We start from the raw sequence: 16,714 nt of genomic DNA, 5'->3' as shown, positions 1-16,714 counted from the left end.
TTCTTTTAGATATATTTTAATATTGTAGCAGAACATTATATGTGTTTCATTAATATTTGTATTTATTTATATGGATATATTGTTTTTCAATGGCTATAATTTAAGTATAATTTTTATTTAAACTTATTTTTAGAAACTCTATATCTATTTTTTTATATAATATTTTAAAGGAGGATTTTATATGGATATTCTATTGGATATAGGTGAAATTATTGCCGACTTTATATTAACTATATTTTCCGGTGATGACTTAAAAAAATTAAATAAGCACATTAAAAAACCTAGAGACTAGTCTCTAGGTTTTTCTATCTATTGTAAGTTAGCTTTCACTAACTCGTTTATTAGTTTTCCATCAGCTCTTCCCTTAACTTTAGGTCTAACAACTGACATAATTTTTCCCATATCCTTCATAGAAGTAGCTCCTACTTCAGATATAGTTTCTTTTATAATTGTGTTTAGCTCTTCTTCGCTTAACTGTTGAGGTAGGTACTCTTTTAAAACTTCGATTTCAGCCTCTGCTTCACTTACTAAGTCTTCTCTTCCAGCTTTTTTAAACTCAGCTAAACCATCTCTACGCTGTTTTAACTGCTTAGCTATTATATCTATAATGCCTTCATCATCAAGCTCAACTCTATTGTCAACCTCGAATTGCTTTATAGAAGCTCTTATTAAAGTTACCACAGATTTTCTTACTGTATCTTTATTTTTCATAGAAGACTTTAAATCTTCTTGTAACTTTTGTTTAAGGGACATTACCCTCACCTCTTTATTTCTTTTTTAACTATTTCTTAGCGTTTTTTCTTCTAGCAGCTTCTGCCTTCTTCTTACGTCTAACGCTTGGCTTATCATAGTGCTCTCTTTTTCTAACTTCAGACATGATGCCAGACATTGCACATGAACGCTTGAATCTTCTTAACGCGCTGTCTAATGTTTCGTTTTCTCTTACTCTTACTTCTGACATTTCATTTTCCCTCCCTCCGATAGTGCGAATTCTGCTGTGTCTATAACAAAGATTATAACATTTATATGTATTATAACCTCACACTTTGTTTATTATAAACTACTTTTATTTTTTTTTCAAGTATTTTATTTAAGAAGAATTTTTTAAATTTTTCTTACTTATTCATAGCTTCATACATCGGTAATTTTTGGCCACCTAGTATATGATAATGAAGATGTTTTACTTCTTGACCTCCATTTACGCCACAGTTGTTTATAACTCTGAAACCATCTTTATCAAAGCCTTGTTCTTTAGCTATTTTGTTTATCACCTTATGTATATGCGCCATTATGTCCATTTGTTCCTCAGATATATCTATTAAACTATCAAAATGTTCTTTTGGTATTACTAATATATGTATAGGTGCTACTGGATTTATGTCATTAAATGCTAATACTTTATCATCTTCATAAACTTTAGAACATGGTATTTCTCCATCTATTATTTTACAGAATATGCAACTCATAATATTTCTCCTTTTTGTTTATTATTTAACTTTTTAGGCTACTTAATCTATTTGTATATAATTATTTTACCTACTATTATTTAAAATGCCTTACACAAACCTTTAAACGCGTATTACGCAATTTTTTTAATATATACTGTATTTAATTAAATGTACTAAAAGAAATTATGACAGTTTTTATAAATAGCCATAATTTCTTTTAAGTCATTTTATATTTCTACATATTATACTAAAATTCCTTCTACAAATTCATCATTAACCTTAGTTATCTTAACTTTAAGTATTTGACCTTGTATATCTTTTTCACTATCAACTATAACTCTTATATAATTAGTTGTTAATCCTTCAAATTTATTATCCTTCATTCTATGTTCAAATAGTACTTCTACTTCTTTACCTTCATATTTTGATGCAAACTTTTTAAAGTTTGTATGACCTAAAGCTATAAGCTTATCACTTCTTAACTGCTTCATTTGAGGATCTATTTGATTTTCCATAGTTGCAGCTGGTGTCCCTTTTCTTGGTGAATATTTAAATACATGCATTTGTGAAAGTTCTATTTCTTCTAAGAATTTATTTGTTACACTAAATTCTGCATTAGTTTCCCCTGGGAAACCTACTATAATATCTGTTGTTATTGCAACATCAGGTATATGTGCTCTTAATCTATCAACTATTTCTTTGTATTCTTTAGTTGTATATCTTCTATTCATTCTCTTTAGTGTTTCGTCACATCCACTTTGTAATGATAAATGATAGTGAGGACACACTTTGTCCATTTTAGAAACTTCTTCAACAAACTCTTCTGTGAATAATACTGGTTCAACTGAACTTAATCTTATTCTTTCTATGTTTTCTATTTCATCTATTGCTTTTATAACAGTTAATAAATTCATATTAGCATCTGTTACATCTTTTCCATAAGATGCAACATGTATACCTGTTAGAACTATTTCTTTGTATCCTTTATCTGCTAATTTGTTAGCTTCATTTACTATACTTTCTAAATCTCTACTTCTTACTTTTCCACCTCTAGCATAAGGTATTATACAGTAGGAACAAAATCTATCGCATCCATCTTGTATTTTCATAAATGCTCTAGTTTTTCCGTTTGTTTGATTTATTTCTATTTCTTCAAAGGCTCTTACCTTCATTATATCATCTACTGTACTAGCTTTTTGAGATGCATCTAGTTTTTTAATTTCTTCAACTATTTGTCTTCTTTCGTTAGTACCCATTACTAAGTTTACTTCTTCTATCTCAAGTATTTCTTCTGGTGATACTTGAGAATAGCAACCAACAACTGCTATTATTGCGTCTGGATTTTTCTTTTTCATTCTTCTTATATATTGACGTGATTTTCTATCACTCATATGTGTTACTGTACAAGTGTTTATAACATAAACATCTGCATAGTCTTCGCTTTCAACTTGAACATATCCATCTTTTTTGAACATTTCAAGCATAGCTTCTGTTTCGTATTGATTTACTTTACAACCTAATGTGTAAAATGCTACTTTTTTCACTTATGCTTGTCCTCCTAAGTCACTTAATTCATATAAAACTATAGAAGATGCTACTACTGATGCCGTTTCAGTTCTTAGTATTCTAGGTCCAAGAGATACCGATTGACCATTTATATCTTCTATTTGTTTAATTTCTTCTTCTGCAAATCCACCTTCTGGGCCTACAAATATTCCTATATTATTTATATCTATATCTTTTATAGCTTGTTTTATAGACTTCGTTCTTTCATTTTCATAAGGAACTATATTAAAGTCATTATTTTTCATATCAGCTAATGCTTCTTCGAAACTTAAAACGCCTCTAAGTGTTGGTATTTTTCCTCTTTTACTTTGCTTTGCAGCTTCGTATATTATCCTTTCCCAACGCTCTATTTTTTTGTCTTCTTTTTTATCATCAACTTTGGCTACACTTCTTTTAGTTTGTACTAAGATTATTTCATCCACTCCAACTTCTGTTAACTTTTGAAGTATCATTTCCATCTTAGGACCTTTTGGTAACCCTTGGTATAGCCTTACTTTAAGGTCTGATTCTCTTTTTATATCTATAGTTTCTACTATATCTAGAGTTACTTCTTCTTTAGATATACCCGAAATCTCTGCTATATACTCATTATTGTCATTGTCACATATTTCTAGGCATTCTCCAACTCTACATCTTAAAACTTTTGATATATGTTTTACGTCTTCACCTTCTATTATGCAAGTGTTATTTTCTAGGTTTATGTTTTTCTTTTCTACAAAAAATCTATCCATAATTTCACCTACTTAGCTATTTTAGATACTATAGCATTCCACTCACCTAAAGATTCTACATGTACTATTTCTAATCCATTTGAAACTAGTGCTTCTTTAACTTCATCAACCTTTGCATGTATTATTCCTGAAGATATAAATACTGCATCATCTTTCATAAAGTTTTTGATATCTTTAGCTAATAATTTTATTATATCTGCTATTATGTTTGCAACTACTATATCAGCTTTATCAGTTACAACTTCCATTAAATTACCGTGAAGTGCTTTAACACTTTTAGATACATTGTTAAGTTCTATATTTTCTTTAGATACTTTAACTGCTACTTCGTCTAAGTCAACTGCTAGTACATCTCTAGCTCCAAGCTTTGCAGCCGCTATTGCAAGTATCCCACTTCCACATCCGATATCAAATACTTTACTTTCAGGCTTAACGTATTTTTCTAATTCTCTTATACACATGCTTGTAGTTTCGTGAGTTCCTGTCCCAAATGCCATACCTGGATCTAGCTCTATTATAAGGTCTTCATCACCAGCTTCATATTCTTCCCAAGTTGGTTTTACTACTATTTTTTCTCCTATTTTAGTTGGCTTGTAGTAGTTTTTCCATTCATTAGCCCAGTCTTCTTCATCAACGTATGATAATTCAACTATTGCTTCTCCTACATCTATACCGAACTCTTTTAATCCATCTATTCTTTCTTTTATAGATTTAATATCTTCACTTACATCTCTTTCTTCTGTTATGTATGTTTTTATTATTACTCCGTCGTATCCACTATTAAATATTTCTTCTTCAACGAAATCCCAATCAAATTCATTTTTCTTTTGGAATTTGAAGTCTTTAGGATCTTCTATAGATACTCCTCCTACATTGTGTTCGTATAATATATTAGTTATAGCTTCAACTGCTTCTGTTGAAGTTTTTATTGTTATTTCAGTCCATTTCATGTACTACACCATCCTTTTAGAATTCCTGTTTTTACGTAAATTTTATTATATCATATTTAGTATTATCTTTAAAAATAATCTTTTATACTTTTAAAGAAAATTAATTTTTAAAAGTAGTTTTCTTTGAAAGTATTATTAATTAATTTTATAATATTAAAAAAGGCCAAGAAAATTCTTGCCCTAATTTACATTAGCATATTTACCTATATATTGTATATTTGCCTTTTATAGCTTCTGTTGTCTTTAATTTATTGTCATGTGCTATACCACCCATATCTTTGACTACTTGTGTATATATAATATCCAATACAAACATCTGAGCAAGTTTTGAATACATTGAACCACTTTCAAATACTCCTTCATTTGAAATATACGATAAACATATGTCTGATAAACTCCTAACCTTAGAATCTTTATCATTAGTTACAGAAATTACAGTAGCTTCATTTTTCTTCGCCATTTCTACTGAACTTACTATATCTTCTGTCTCTCCTGTATGAGATACACAAACTATTATATCTCCTTTTTTCATTAAAGAAGACATCATTAATATAGTGTGACTATCACTAAAGTAATTACAATTTATCCCTATCCTCATAAATTTATAATTAATATCTTGTGCGATTATTCCAGAGTATCCAACTCCAACAAAATACACTTTATTTGCTTCTCTTATTAGTTTTGAGCACTTATGAATATCTTCATAGTTTATTATTTGTGCTGTATTTTCTAAAACATATATGTTGTTATGTAAAAGCTTTTTAGCAGTTTCTCTTGCATGTTCCTTATTATCTATACTGCTATCTATTATATGCTTGTTCTGGATATTCGTAACTTCTTGTGCTAAGGTTACCTTAAAGTCTTGAAATCCACTAAACCCTATCTTCTTAGCAAATCTAGTTATAGTAGCTTCTCCAATATTATTATCTTTAGCTATTTCTGATATAGATTTATATGAAAAGTTTTCCATATCATTTTTTATGTAATCTATTATTTGTCTTTCTGATTTAGTAAATTTTAAATTTTTATCATCTAATTTATTTATTATACTCATTTAACCAGCCCTTTTTATAATAATTCTTTAACTTCCTTTAATTATTTTTAATATTAAAAGGTGTATAAAATATTATACACCTTTTAAGTATTTAGAAACTATATAAATTATTCATTAGTTCCTAATATATCATTTATTATATTTTTATATAAAACTGCTTTGGCTCCAAATACTGCTTGTATTCCTCCACCAACTTCTAATACATCTATTGCTCCTATTTTTTTAATTGTAGCTTTATCTACTTTATTGACATCTTTAACCGATACTCTAAGTCTTGTTATACATGCATCAACTTCTTCTATATTTTCTGCTCCACCTAATGCTTCTATTATAACAACTGCATCGTCCTTTAAAGAATCTTTATCAGTTACTTTAACTTCTTCAACTTCATCGTCTCCTCTTCCTGGCGTTGGTATATTAAACTTTGTTATAAAGAATCTAAAAGACACATAATATATTGCAAACCATAATAATCCTACTGGTATTACTAACATCCAATTTGTTTTGTCATTTCCTTGTAATACCCCAAATAATGTGAAATCTATTATACCGCCAGAGAAAGTATTACCTATTGATATGTTTAATATGTCTGCCACAAAGAAAGATATACCATCTAGTACTGCATGGAAAACATATAAAAGTGGTGATATAAATAAGAACATAAACTCTATTGGCTCAGTTATACCTGTTACAAATGAAGTTAAAGCTGCTCCTAAGAATAATCCACCTACTAAATTTCTTTTTTCTTTAGGTACACAGTGATACATTGCTAAACATGCTGCTGGTAACCCAAACATCATTGTTGCGAATCTACCTGCAAAGAATCTTGTTCCTTCTGTAAATAACCCTACATGATTTGGATCTGCTAATTGTGCAAAGAATATATTTTGAGCTCCTACTACTTGCTTTCCTGCTACTGTTGCTACTCCTCCAAGCTCTGTCATCCAAAACATTGGATATATCATGTGATGAAGTCCTACTGCTCCACAAATTCTCATTAAGAACCCATAAAAAAATGTTCCTACTGGCCCAAGTACTGCTATCTTCTCACCTAATACTACTAACCAACCTTGGAATGTTGGCCATACTATAAAGAATATCGCTCCTACAAATATTGATGCAAATGCTGTTGCTATTGGAACAAATCTTGAACCACCAAAGAAACCAAGTACTGCTGGTAATTGTATGTTATTGTATCTATTATGTAGCCATACTGCAACTGATGCTATTGCAATTGAACCTATAACTCCAGTATCTATTGCTGGTGCATCTGGTGTAAATATTCCAAGCATTGCTTTTATAGATGCATTCATTATAACGTATCCTACCAACGCCGCTAATGCCGCTGTTCCCTTATCTTTTTTAGCTAACCCTACTGCTAATCCTACTCCTAATATTAATGCTAAATTTCCAAATACAGCGTCTCCTGCTGATGACATTATAGTAAATATTGCTTGTAGCCACGGTATATTTAAAAATGGATAAGCATTTATAGTATTTGGATTTGATAATGCTCCTCCTATTCCTAAAAGTAAACCTGCTGCTGGTAATATTGCTATAGGTAGCATAAATGACTTTCCTACTTTTTGTAAGTATTTAAACATATTTGTCTCCCCTTTATATGATTTTACTTTATAGCATTTACAAACTTTGCTGTTATAAGTTGTGGTCTAGTTATAGCTGAACCTACTACTGCTGAAAATGCCCCATTTTCATATACATCCTTTAAATCCTTTGGTGTATTTATTCTTCCTTCTGCTATAACTGGTATATATAATTCATTTGATAATTTTTTTATAAGCTCTAAATTTGGACCTTCATGCTTTTCTGAGTAAGAAGTATATCCACATAATGTTGTCGATATACAATCACACCCTAGATTTTGAGCATTTAAGGCTTCTTCATATGTTGATATATCTGCCATTACTAAAATATCAAAGCTATGTATATAATCTATTAAATCTTTTAAAGTTTCACCATTTGGTCTAACTCTATCAGTAGCATCTATTGCTATCATTTCACATTTTGTCTTTGAAAGTTCTTCTACTTCTTTTTTGGTAGGTGTTATATATATTTCTGAATCACTATAATTTCTTTTTATAATTCCTATTACTGGTAAATTAGTTGTTTTTTTTATTTCTAATATATCTTCCACGCCTTGTGCTCTTATAGCTACTGCTCCACCTTCTTTAGCTGCTTTTGCCATCTTTCCCATTACAAATGAACTATGTAATGGTTCATTTTCTAAAGCTTGGCACGATACTATAAGTTTTCCTTTTATTTGTGTAAACATCATCTTCCCCTCTTCGCAATCGTTTTTTATGTTCAAATTTTATCATATCATTTTTATTTCTGCAAGTTTTTTTCCTTTTTTATTATTTTTCTCAGTCTATTATTTATATTTTAGAAAAATATTTTCATTTTTGAAATTAATCAAAATATCTATATTAAATTCAATTGTGAGTATTATCTTCTTTGTATATAAAAAGCTGTCTAAAAGTATTTTAACTTCTTTTAGACAGCTTTTTTCTTATGTATCTTGATTAGATATTTGCCTTGGCCACGAAAGTAAATCTTTTCTAGATATTTCTAATTCTTTTTCTTTAGGAAAATGTATACTACAGAAATAATTATGATAATTTGCAGTCCATACATACTTGTCCCATACTCTCATGTTTTCTCTATTTATAAATAATTGTTCTTCTATTTTCTTTTTATGTCTAAGTAATAATTCATATTGAACTCTCTCAAATTCATATTCATTACTACACTCTGTATAATATTAAATATAGTATTTAAGTAATTTAAAAAACAATTTCCATCATTATCTATAAGTATCTTATTTTTCTGAGGTGCTACATCATAATGGTTCATATAAGTTTGTACTTTTGATACGGTATTGTTATCTAATATAATCCTTGGGTAACAAGCAATCTTACTTTCTGTGTTGTGGGCATCCAATAGCGCTGGTCCAAAAACTATATCTTCATTTATATAAAAGTCCCCCATGCTTATACCACCACGAACGAAAAGTCCTTCTAAGGATAGTTTAAACTGATACTCTGCTACATTTTCTAATATTTCATCTAGTTCTTTTTCTCCATCCCCTTTTATAGGATAGGCCACTACCATGTTATCCGTAAATATTTTTATTTTACCTTTACTGTATTTATTAGGTATTATACATTGTTTATTTTTATTTATAAGGTAGTTTATTTCTGTTAGTAGATTATTCCCATATCCATTTTTAGAGGAATTCACTATCATTTGTGAAAATCCTAGTATGTCTATTGCACATACAATAGAGTTTACCAACCTTGGATTGTCTCATCATATTTTATTACATTCATTTTTACACATCCTTAACTAATAATCATATATATTATACTTTATTTTTTAATAATCTACTATAAGCTTGTATGCGCACATAAATAAAATTATACTACCTTTAACTTATATTTTTTAGTATAAAAATACTCCATATATTTTTTAATATAAAAATATATGGAGTATTTTAGTAATTCTAAGATTTTTTTCTTTATTTATGTTTTTCTATTAATTCCTCAATTTTAGAAATACATCTGCTGCCTTTACATGGACCAGTTGTTGCTTCAGTCTTTTCTTTTACAGCTTCTATACTTGTTGCTCCTTCTTTTATAGCTTTTACTATTGCTTCCTCACTTATGCTTTTGCATAGACATATTATATTTTCACTCATATTTTCCTCCTTATTTTTGCTTGAATGTAGAACATTTTGTTTCCATATATAAGTTTACATTTTCTCCACTTACTTGTACTACATCTGCATTGCATAATTTGTTATTGTTATATGTACATGTAGCTACATTGCATATTAAACAATCACAAGCATTACTTGAATTTTTACCTTCACTTGCATTATTTATTAACGTTGAGTAATGTCTTTTGTCTAAGAAAGAACCACAACATGTTTCTTCTGTATTTTTTGCTCCTTGTCCACCTATATTTACACGATTAGCATAACAAGTATCTTGACAATTATGAGCACAGTTTGTTACACTACAACTTATTTTTTTCATATATACTCATCCTTCTTTTTATATTTTAAACTAATATTATTTTTAACAATTTAAAAAGTATTATACAACTGTTTACTTAAAAATCTTTTCTGTACTTTATTTTTCTTTTGTATAGATTATAATTTAGATGTCTTATTAGAAGTTTCATACTTTAAAATAAATAACATATGCTAATTATATAAACATAGATGCGATAACTTTTTAAGACATAATATTTTAATTTTTATGATTGAACACCTTTTCCTTGGGTATCTACAATTGTAAGAATACATTAAAGTTTAAAGGAGAATTTAAAATGGAAAATAAAACAGTATGTTTTTGTAAACAAGTTAAATATTTAGATATAAAAAAAGCTATAGAAGAAGGCGCTAAAACAGTAGAAGATATTAAAAATGCTACTGGTGCAGCTACTGGATGTGGTAGATGTGTATCTTCTATAGAAGAAATCTTAAAAGAAAAATAATAAATAAATCTTAAAAATGTTACTCATACAAAAAAAGTGCTTAAATTAAGCACTTTTTTGTTTTATTATTTTTTATTTTTAAGTTTAATTATTTGTTTATAAAATTTATATAATAATTTAACAATAAATGATATAACTTTATATAAAGCTTGTATGTGCCAGGAAACTGGAGTTTATTACTATACTACTTACAACAACAGTCAAATAACTGCTATTGATATATTCAAAGAAAATTTAGATGCAGATACTTTAAAGTCTTTTAAATATATTAATAAACCTGTTATACATTTTGCTAGTTAGTTTATGTAATCTAAAACATACTTTAATTTATTTAAATAAAAAAGAGGATAAGTATCCTCTTTTTTATTTTCTATCTAATTTAGTATAAATACATTTTAAATATATAAATTACGCTCATTTAAGTTTTATTTTTATGCTCCTTTTTTCTCTTTTCTATTTTTAGCATATTCTGCCACGGCTGTAAAAAGCACATCCGTAGAAGAATTTAGTGCTGTTTCACAAGAATCTTGTATAACCCCTACTATAAATCCTACTCCTACTACTTGCATTGCTATATCGTTTGATATACCAAATAAGCTACAAGCTAGAGGTATTAAAAGTAGTGACCCTCCTGCTACTCCAGATGCTCCACAAGCACTTACTGCTGACATTAAACTAAGCAATAATGCCATACCCATATCTACTTCTATTCCTAAAGTATTGACTGCTGCTAATGTTAATACTGATATTGTTATAGCAGCTCCTGCCATATTTATAGTTGCTCCTAGTGGTATTGATACTGAGTATGTGTCTTTATTTAAATTTAATTCTTCACATAGCTTCATGTTTACTGGTATATTTGCAGCTGAACTTCTTGTGAAAAATGCGGTTATTCCACTATTTTTCAAACATTTAAATACTAAAGGATATGGATTTTCTCTCATGTATACATAAGCTATTATAGGATTTACTACTAATGCTATAAATGCCATACATCCTATTAATACTACTATTAAATGTCCATAACTAAGAAGTGATTCTATTCCTTGTGTTGCTATAGAATTAAATACCAATCCCATTATACCAAGTGGTGCAAAATTTATTATCCACCTTACAACCGTTGATAGAGCATCTGATACATTTGATATTACTAATTTTGTTGAACTTGAGGCATTTTTTAAAGCTAATCCTAGCATTAATGACCATGATAATATACCTATATAATTTGCATTTAAAAGTGCACTTACTGGATTATCAACCACATTCATTAGTAATGATTTTAATACTTCTACTATACCTTCTGGTGGTACAACATCTTTAGCTCCCTCTACTAATGTTAATGTTGTTGGAAATATAAAACTTCCCACTACTGCTGTTAATCCAGCTAAAAATGTTCCTAACAAATAAAGTACTAAAATTGATTTCATATTTGTTTGCTGACCTTTTTCATGGCTAGATATCGCTGACATTACTAAGAAAAATACAAGAATTGGTGCTACTGCTTTTAATGCCCCTACGAATAAAGAACCAAAAATCACTATTGGACTTGCTATGTCTTTAGCTGTAAGCGCAAGTATTATTCCTATTATCAGTCCTATTAATATTCTTTTTACCAAACTTATTTTATTCCATTTGTTTATTAAACCCTTCATGATCTCCCCCTTTTTCTTTCTTCTATTTTTAGTTCTTATAGAGTATATATGCTTTTTTACTAATCCTATTCTATTTATTTTTAACTTTATATATAAAGTTAAGTAATGATTTGATTGTATAGATTCTAAATTTGTTAATAGTTAATTTTTATAATATTTTTTGAATTTTTAGATATGTTTTTTTGATGTGCTTTAGGGTAAGTACACTACTAATAACAAATTTTATAAAAAAGGAAGCGATTTTTATGTTTGATTTACTAAACAAAATAGTTAATGAAAACAAAAAATACATAAAAAATGGTCATGTAGCTACCTATATACCAGCACTTGCTGAAGTTGATGAAAACCAGCTTGGTGTAGCTATTGTAGATTTGAGAGATTGCAATTGTAAGGAATACTTTGCTGGAGATTATAATAAATCTTTTGCAATAGAAAGTACTTCTAAGGTCATAGCTCTTATAATGGCTATGATGGATAATTCACCACAGTATGTTTTTAGAAAAATAGGGGTTGAGCCTAGTGGTTTTGCTTTTAATTCTATTCTTAATATGAAAATAAATAATAAGCCTTATCCATCTAATCCATTTATAAATGCAGGTGCTATTATTGTTAATTCACTTATAATGGGTAAAAATAGTAATGAGAAAACCAATAGAATATTAGAATTTACTAGAAAGTTAACTAACAATCCTAATATTCATGTAATTGAAGATATTTATTTATCTGAAAAAAGAACTGGTGATATAAATAGGTCTTTAGCTTATTACATGAAGGGGCATGGCCTAATTGATAATGTTGAAGATGTTTTAGACTGTTATTTTAGACAATGTTCTATTTCTGTTACTGCTATGGATTTGGCAAGGATTGGGGCTATTTTAGCTAACAAAGGAGTCAGTCCTTTTACTGGCGAAATGATTATACCTAGAGATATTTGTACTATTGTTAAGTCTATAATGGTTACTTGTGGCCTTTATGATGAATCTGGTGATTTTGCAGTACATATTGGAATACCTGCTAAATCTGGTGTTGGCGGTGGTATACTTGCTACTGTACCTAATAAAATGGGAATAGGTGTATTTGGACCTTCACTTGATGCTATGGGTAATAGTGTTGCTGGTGTTAAGATTTTACAACAGTTGTCTAACGAGCTAGTTTTAGATATATTTGATTAAATTAAAAAGATGCTTAAAATAATTATTTTAAGCATCTTTTTATGATTGTATGTTAAGCATATAGATTATTATGTAATCTATTAATTTTCTCTATTGTTGTTTTTTCTCACTTAGCTCTTCTATTAAAATATCAAAACCTCTTTTATTATTTATTGATTTAACATATGCAGTTCCTATATTACTATTAAGACTAACTATATTTACTGGCTCATTTTGATAATATACTACGATATTTTCCTTTTGCTTTGAGTTCATTATCTCTGCTGCTCTTCTTAATTGCATGATGTTCCTCCTAAATGTTGTTTTAGTCTTAGTTTTTCATTTTTAAATTATTTTATTCTTACATACATATCATAATCCTATATATATCTTTAATATGTTTAATCATATTCCAGTATACTTTTATTTCATCTGCTGCTTTAAATAAATCTCTTTGTCATTCCATAACTCTACTTGTCTATTTATCTTTTCTTGAAGCTCTTTTTGGGTACTTGCCTTTATAATTTTAGTTTCTTTTAAATAAGTATTTTCTATAACTTGTAAACAATTATGTTTCTTTAGCATAATTCCTCCTAAAAACTTTTACATTAGTTTTTTCAAAATTTATTCTATTTATCCATGATTTATCCTTCTAATATTTTAATATTACCATCTGCATATCGCTTTATATGAAACTATTATAAGTTTAGTTGATATATACATTTGTAATTCCTTTTTTTATATGTATAATATATATATAACTTACATTAGATAAACTTTGGTGAATTCAAAGAGATTTATTGCAAGATAAATGTGATTTTTTATTGTTATATAAAAAATCACTTATATACAAATTTAATAGTTTTTTGTAAATTTGATAGATACTATTTTTTATTTCGAACTTAATTAAAAGAGTTGAAAATAGACATTTTTAAATAGGGGTGGTATTATGAAAAAAATAAGTAAAAAGCCTAAAAATCTTTTGCAATACATTTTTTTAATCCTTTTAATGACAGTAACCACTTATTTAGTCGCTAGTACATTAGATATAAATATTTTATCTGATATTTTAAAAGTAATTGATTATAAGTATATAGCTGTTGGATTTTTATTAATGATTTCATATATAATTTTAGAAGGTTATATTTTAAGAGTTATAATAAACTCTATACATGGAGCTAAAACCAAATTTTTAGGATATAAAGTAGGTATATTAGGTCTTTATTATAACTTAGTTACTCCTATGGCATCTGGTAGTCAACCTATGCAAGTTTATGAGTTATCAAAATCTAATATATCAGCTAGCAAAGCTGTTGCAGTTGTCTCTAATAAAACTGTTATATATCAAATTATGGTAACTTTATATTGTATTTTTTTAATGGCTTTTAATGTAGATGTTCTTAAATCTACTTTAAAACCTGTACTTACTTTCATTGCTATGGGTATGTCTCTTAATATAGTTACTTTATGCTTCGGATTTTTTATAGTTTATAGACCAACTCAAACTAAAAAGTTTGTTCACTTTATTTTTAATTTATTAAGTAAAATTAAATTTTTAAAATTTTTAGATAACAAACGACCAAAAGTGAATAGCTTTATAGATGAGTATAATTTTTCCATTAAATCCTTTATAAAGGATAAGAAAGCTTTGTTTAAATCTACATTACTTACAATTGTTCAGCTTACTATTTACTTTAGCATAGCATTTTGTATATATAAAGCTCTTAGATTAAGTGGTGCTTCTTATTTTTATATGCTGTCACTACAAGTCTTTTTATATATGGCTGTTTCTGCTATGCCTACACCAGGCAATGTTGGTGCTAATGAAATAGCATTCTTTACAATATTTGGTGGTATATTCTCTAAAGCTATTATTGGTTATTCTGTATTCTTATATGGAATATTTGTATATTATTTTATTTTAATAGTTTGTGGATTATTTACTATATTATCTCAAGGTAATGTATTTAGAAAAATAAGATTATGGCTTAGATTTGCAAAGTATAAAATGAACACGGCTACTAGTAAGTAGTAGATTCTAATATAAAAATCCAACAGCTTTTACTGTTGGATTTTTATATTTATTTAAAATTACATAATTTATTAATTTATCATATTTATTTTATTACTTTAAAGTTAGTTGTTAAGTTTATATTAGCTTTTTTTCTTATTTTTTCTGCTTGATTCTTTACTTTTTCTAAAAGCTCTACCTCATCTAATACTAATATTTCTTTTTCTTTCATTAACCACTTACCATCACATATTGTTGATTCAATATTTTCACTACTCATAGAGTATACTATATTTCCTATTGGATTATGCATTGGAAGTGAATGTATAGTGTTTGGGTTAAGTATTATCATATCTGCTTTTTTACCAACTTCAAGACTTCCTATTTCCTTTTCTAATAATGCACACTTTGCACCGTTTATAGTAGCCATTTCTAATACTGTCTCTGCATTTACAACTTCTGGGTTTAACGTTCTACCTTTATGTATTAATGATGTTAGGTACATATCTCTCATCATGTCCATTCTATTGTTTGACGGAGCTCCATCTGTTCCTATTGATACAGGTATTCCCTTTTCTAACATTTCAGGTACTGATGCAAACCCTAATACTACTTTCATAGCTGCTGCTGGATTATGTGAAACTTTAACATCATAGAATCTAAATAGCTCTATTTCTCTTTCTGTTAACCATACTGTATGAACAGCCAATAAATTTTTATCTAGCACTCCTAATTTATTTAGATGTTCTACTGTTGTAAGCCCTGCTCTAAGCTTTGCAAATTCAACTTCATCTTCTATTTCAGCAACATGCATATGTATACCTGTTTTGTATTTATCTGCTAATTGTTTAGTTTTAAGTATTAATTCATCAGAGTTATTAAATATTGTTCTAAGAGCAAACCATATTTTTACCCTTTCATTAGATGTATTGTTATATTTATTATATAACTCTTCTTGTGTATCTAATTCTTCTTGTGCAGCTTTATCAAATGCTTTAGGTAATCCTTCCCCCTCATCCATTACTGATTTTGCTAAACATGCTCTTATTCCTGTTTTATTTACTGCTTCTACCATTGCATCTACATATTGTCCGCCTGATTCTAAGAAAGTTGTTACTCCTGAACGTATTAATTCTATACAGCAAGCTGTTGATGATATTAATGAATCTTCATAATCAAAACTACTTTCATAAGGCCATACTCGTTCTCTTAACCAAGTTAATAAATTTACATCATCTGCTATTCCTCTGCCTAGTTGTTGAGACAAATGAACATGAGTATTTACTAATCCTGGCATAAGTATTTTCCCTTTTGCATCATACACTTCTGCACCAGAACTTACTATACTTTCATCAAAATTTCCAACTGCCTTTATTTTATTATCTTCTATTAACAGTTTGCCATTTTCATAAACTTCCCTTTGTCCATTCATTGTTATCAAATATGCATTTTTTATAAGTATCTGCTTCATAATAAACTCCCTTTTTCTCATTTTTTAAAATTATATATTAATCACGAACATTTTTCAATATTTTAAACTTAAAATACGATTTATTTATTTATTATTTTTATTTAATACATCATACTTATTGAATATTTTTTATTAGTATATCATATTTTGTATTTTTTT

21 protein-coding genes are annotated in these 16,714 nt (G+C 28.1%); 4 read left to right on the top strand and 17 right to left on the bottom strand.

Annotated features, from left to right (window positions below; genetic code table 11):
• Positions 1-309: 309 nt before the first annotated feature.
• The 13 genes from I2H23_RS00845 to I2H23_RS00790 all read right to left on the bottom strand — a co-directional run bounded on the left by I2H23_RS00845 (position 310) and on the right by I2H23_RS00790 (position 9,807).
• Positions 310-753 carry a GatB/YqeY domain-containing protein gene (locus I2H23_RS00845; protein WP_092927056.1) on the bottom strand — a complete coding sequence of 148 codons (444 nt, stop codon included), beginning with the start codon at positions 751-753 and terminating at the stop codon, positions 310-312.
• Between the two features lie 28 nt (positions 754-781).
• Positions 782-961 carry a 30S ribosomal protein S21 gene (gene rpsU, locus I2H23_RS00840; RefSeq protein WP_021125460.1) on the bottom strand — a complete coding sequence of 60 codons (180 nt, stop codon included), beginning with the start codon at positions 959-961 and terminating at the stop codon, positions 782-784.
• Between the two features lie 154 nt (positions 962-1,115).
• Positions 1,116-1,466 (bottom strand): histidine triad nucleotide-binding protein, encoded by a 351-nt coding sequence (locus tag I2H23_RS00835; RefSeq protein ID WP_092927058.1) that lies wholly within the window; start codon positions 1,464-1,466, stop codon positions 1,116-1,118.
• A gap of 224 nt (positions 1,467-1,690) precedes the next feature.
• Complete coding sequence (gene mtaB / locus I2H23_RS00830; RefSeq protein ID WP_092927060.1) at positions 1,691-2,992, bottom strand: tRNA (N(6)-L-threonylcarbamoyladenosine(37)-C(2))-methylthiotransferase MtaB; 1,302 nt, start codon at positions 2,990-2,992, stop codon at positions 1,691-1,693.
• On the bottom strand, positions 2,993-3,745 hold the full coding sequence (locus I2H23_RS00825; RefSeq protein WP_092927062.1) for an RsmE family RNA methyltransferase: 753 nt from the start codon (positions 3,743-3,745) through the stop codon (positions 2,993-2,995). It lies immediately after the preceding gene.
• An 8-nt stretch (positions 3,746-3,753) separates the two neighbouring features.
• A complete protein-coding gene (gene prmA / locus I2H23_RS00820) occupies positions 3,754-4,695 on the bottom strand; it encodes a 50S ribosomal protein L11 methyltransferase (RefSeq protein WP_092927064.1) in 942 nt (313 codons plus the stop codon).
• A 199-nt stretch (positions 4,696-4,894) separates the two neighbouring features.
• Positions 4,895-5,749 (bottom strand): MurR/RpiR family transcriptional regulator, encoded by an 855-nt coding sequence (locus I2H23_RS00815; protein ID WP_092927066.1) that lies wholly within the window; start codon positions 5,747-5,749, stop codon positions 4,895-4,897.
• A gap of 107 nt (positions 5,750-5,856) precedes the next feature.
• Positions 5,857-7,353 (bottom strand): PTS transporter subunit EIIC, encoded by a 1,497-nt coding sequence (locus I2H23_RS00810; protein ID WP_166504949.1) that lies wholly within the window; start codon positions 7,351-7,353, stop codon positions 5,857-5,859.
• A 23-nt stretch (positions 7,354-7,376) separates the two neighbouring features.
• Positions 7,377-8,042, bottom strand: a complete 666-nt coding sequence (locus I2H23_RS00805) for an N-acetylmannosamine-6-phosphate 2-epimerase (protein ID WP_195581164.1) — start codon at positions 8,040-8,042, stop codon at positions 7,377-7,379.
• 237 nt (positions 8,043-8,279) lie between these two features.
• On the bottom strand, positions 8,280-8,423 hold the full coding sequence (locus I2H23_RS15260) for a hypothetical protein (RefSeq protein ID WP_240276131.1): 144 nt from the start codon (positions 8,421-8,423) through the stop codon (positions 8,280-8,282).
• Between the two features lie 29 nt (positions 8,424-8,452).
• Entirely contained in the window at positions 8,453-9,016 is a 564-nt protein-coding gene (locus tag I2H23_RS00800; protein ID WP_243248160.1) for a hypothetical protein, read from the bottom strand.
• A 271-nt stretch (positions 9,017-9,287) separates the two neighbouring features.
• Positions 9,288-9,467 (bottom strand): (2Fe-2S)-binding protein, encoded by a 180-nt coding sequence (locus tag I2H23_RS00795; protein ID WP_092927072.1) that lies wholly within the window; start codon positions 9,465-9,467, stop codon positions 9,288-9,290.
• A 10-nt stretch (positions 9,468-9,477) separates the two neighbouring features.
• Complete coding sequence (locus tag I2H23_RS00790; protein WP_092927074.1) at positions 9,478-9,807, bottom strand: DUF1540 domain-containing protein; 330 nt, start codon at positions 9,805-9,807, stop codon at positions 9,478-9,480.
• A gap of 295 nt (positions 9,808-10,102) precedes the next feature.
• Here I2H23_RS00790 and I2H23_RS00785 point away from each other — a divergent pair, with 295 nt between their 5' ends.
• Both I2H23_RS00785 and I2H23_RS00780 read left to right on the top strand, forming a co-directional pair.
• Positions 10,103-10,270, top strand: a complete 168-nt coding sequence (locus tag I2H23_RS00785; RefSeq protein ID WP_092927076.1) for a (2Fe-2S)-binding protein — start codon at positions 10,103-10,105, stop codon at positions 10,268-10,270.
• 123 nt (positions 10,271-10,393) lie between these two features.
• Positions 10,394-10,570, top strand: coding sequence for a linear amide C-N hydrolase (locus tag I2H23_RS00780; protein WP_330615390.1), 177 nt, complete (start codon positions 10,394-10,396; stop codon positions 10,568-10,570).
• Between the two features lie 131 nt (positions 10,571-10,701).
• On the opposite strand, the gene sstT is transcribed toward I2H23_RS00780, so the two are convergent.
• Positions 10,702-11,922 (bottom strand): serine/threonine transporter SstT, encoded by a 1,221-nt coding sequence (sstT, locus tag I2H23_RS00775; RefSeq protein ID WP_092927080.1) that lies wholly within the window; start codon positions 11,920-11,922, stop codon positions 10,702-10,704.
• Between the two features lie 245 nt (positions 11,923-12,167).
• On the opposite strand from sstT, the gene glsA reads away from it, so the two are divergent.
• On the top strand, positions 12,168-13,094 hold the full coding sequence (glsA, locus tag I2H23_RS00770) for a glutaminase A (RefSeq protein ID WP_092927082.1): 927 nt from the start codon (positions 12,168-12,170) through the stop codon (positions 13,092-13,094).
• Positions 13,095-13,184: 90 nt separating this feature from the next.
• On the opposite strand, the gene I2H23_RS00765 is transcribed toward glsA, so the two are convergent.
• Positions 13,185-13,376 (bottom strand): small, acid-soluble spore protein, H family, encoded by a 192-nt coding sequence (locus I2H23_RS00765; protein ID WP_092927084.1) that lies wholly within the window; start codon positions 13,374-13,376, stop codon positions 13,185-13,187.
• Between the two features lie 120 nt (positions 13,377-13,496).
• A complete protein-coding gene (locus tag I2H23_RS00760) occupies positions 13,497-13,658 on the bottom strand; it encodes a hypothetical protein (RefSeq protein ID WP_166504944.1) in 162 nt (53 codons plus the stop codon).
• Between the two features lie 364 nt (positions 13,659-14,022).
• Here I2H23_RS00760 and I2H23_RS00755 point away from each other — a divergent pair, with 364 nt between their 5' ends.
• A complete protein-coding gene (locus tag I2H23_RS00755; RefSeq protein WP_166504943.1) occupies positions 14,023-15,105 on the top strand; it encodes a lysylphosphatidylglycerol synthase transmembrane domain-containing protein in 1,083 nt (360 codons plus the stop codon).
• An 85-nt stretch (positions 15,106-15,190) separates the two neighbouring features.
• On the opposite strand, the gene I2H23_RS00750 is transcribed toward I2H23_RS00755, so the two are convergent.
• Positions 15,191-16,555 (bottom strand): amidohydrolase, encoded by a 1,365-nt coding sequence (locus tag I2H23_RS00750; protein WP_092927088.1) that lies wholly within the window; start codon positions 16,553-16,555, stop codon positions 15,191-15,193.
• Positions 16,556-16,714: the final 159 nt, after the last annotated feature.

Origin of the sequence: Romboutsia sp. BSD2780061687b_171204_C1, assembly GCF_015560225.1 — a bacterium.
In the GTDB taxonomy this organism is placed as follows: Bacteria; Bacillota; Clostridia; order Peptostreptococcales; family Peptostreptococcaceae; genus Romboutsia_C; species Romboutsia_C hominis.
Note: the sequence above shows the minus strand (reverse complement) of the source record. Positions and strands in the feature narration are given on the sequence as shown.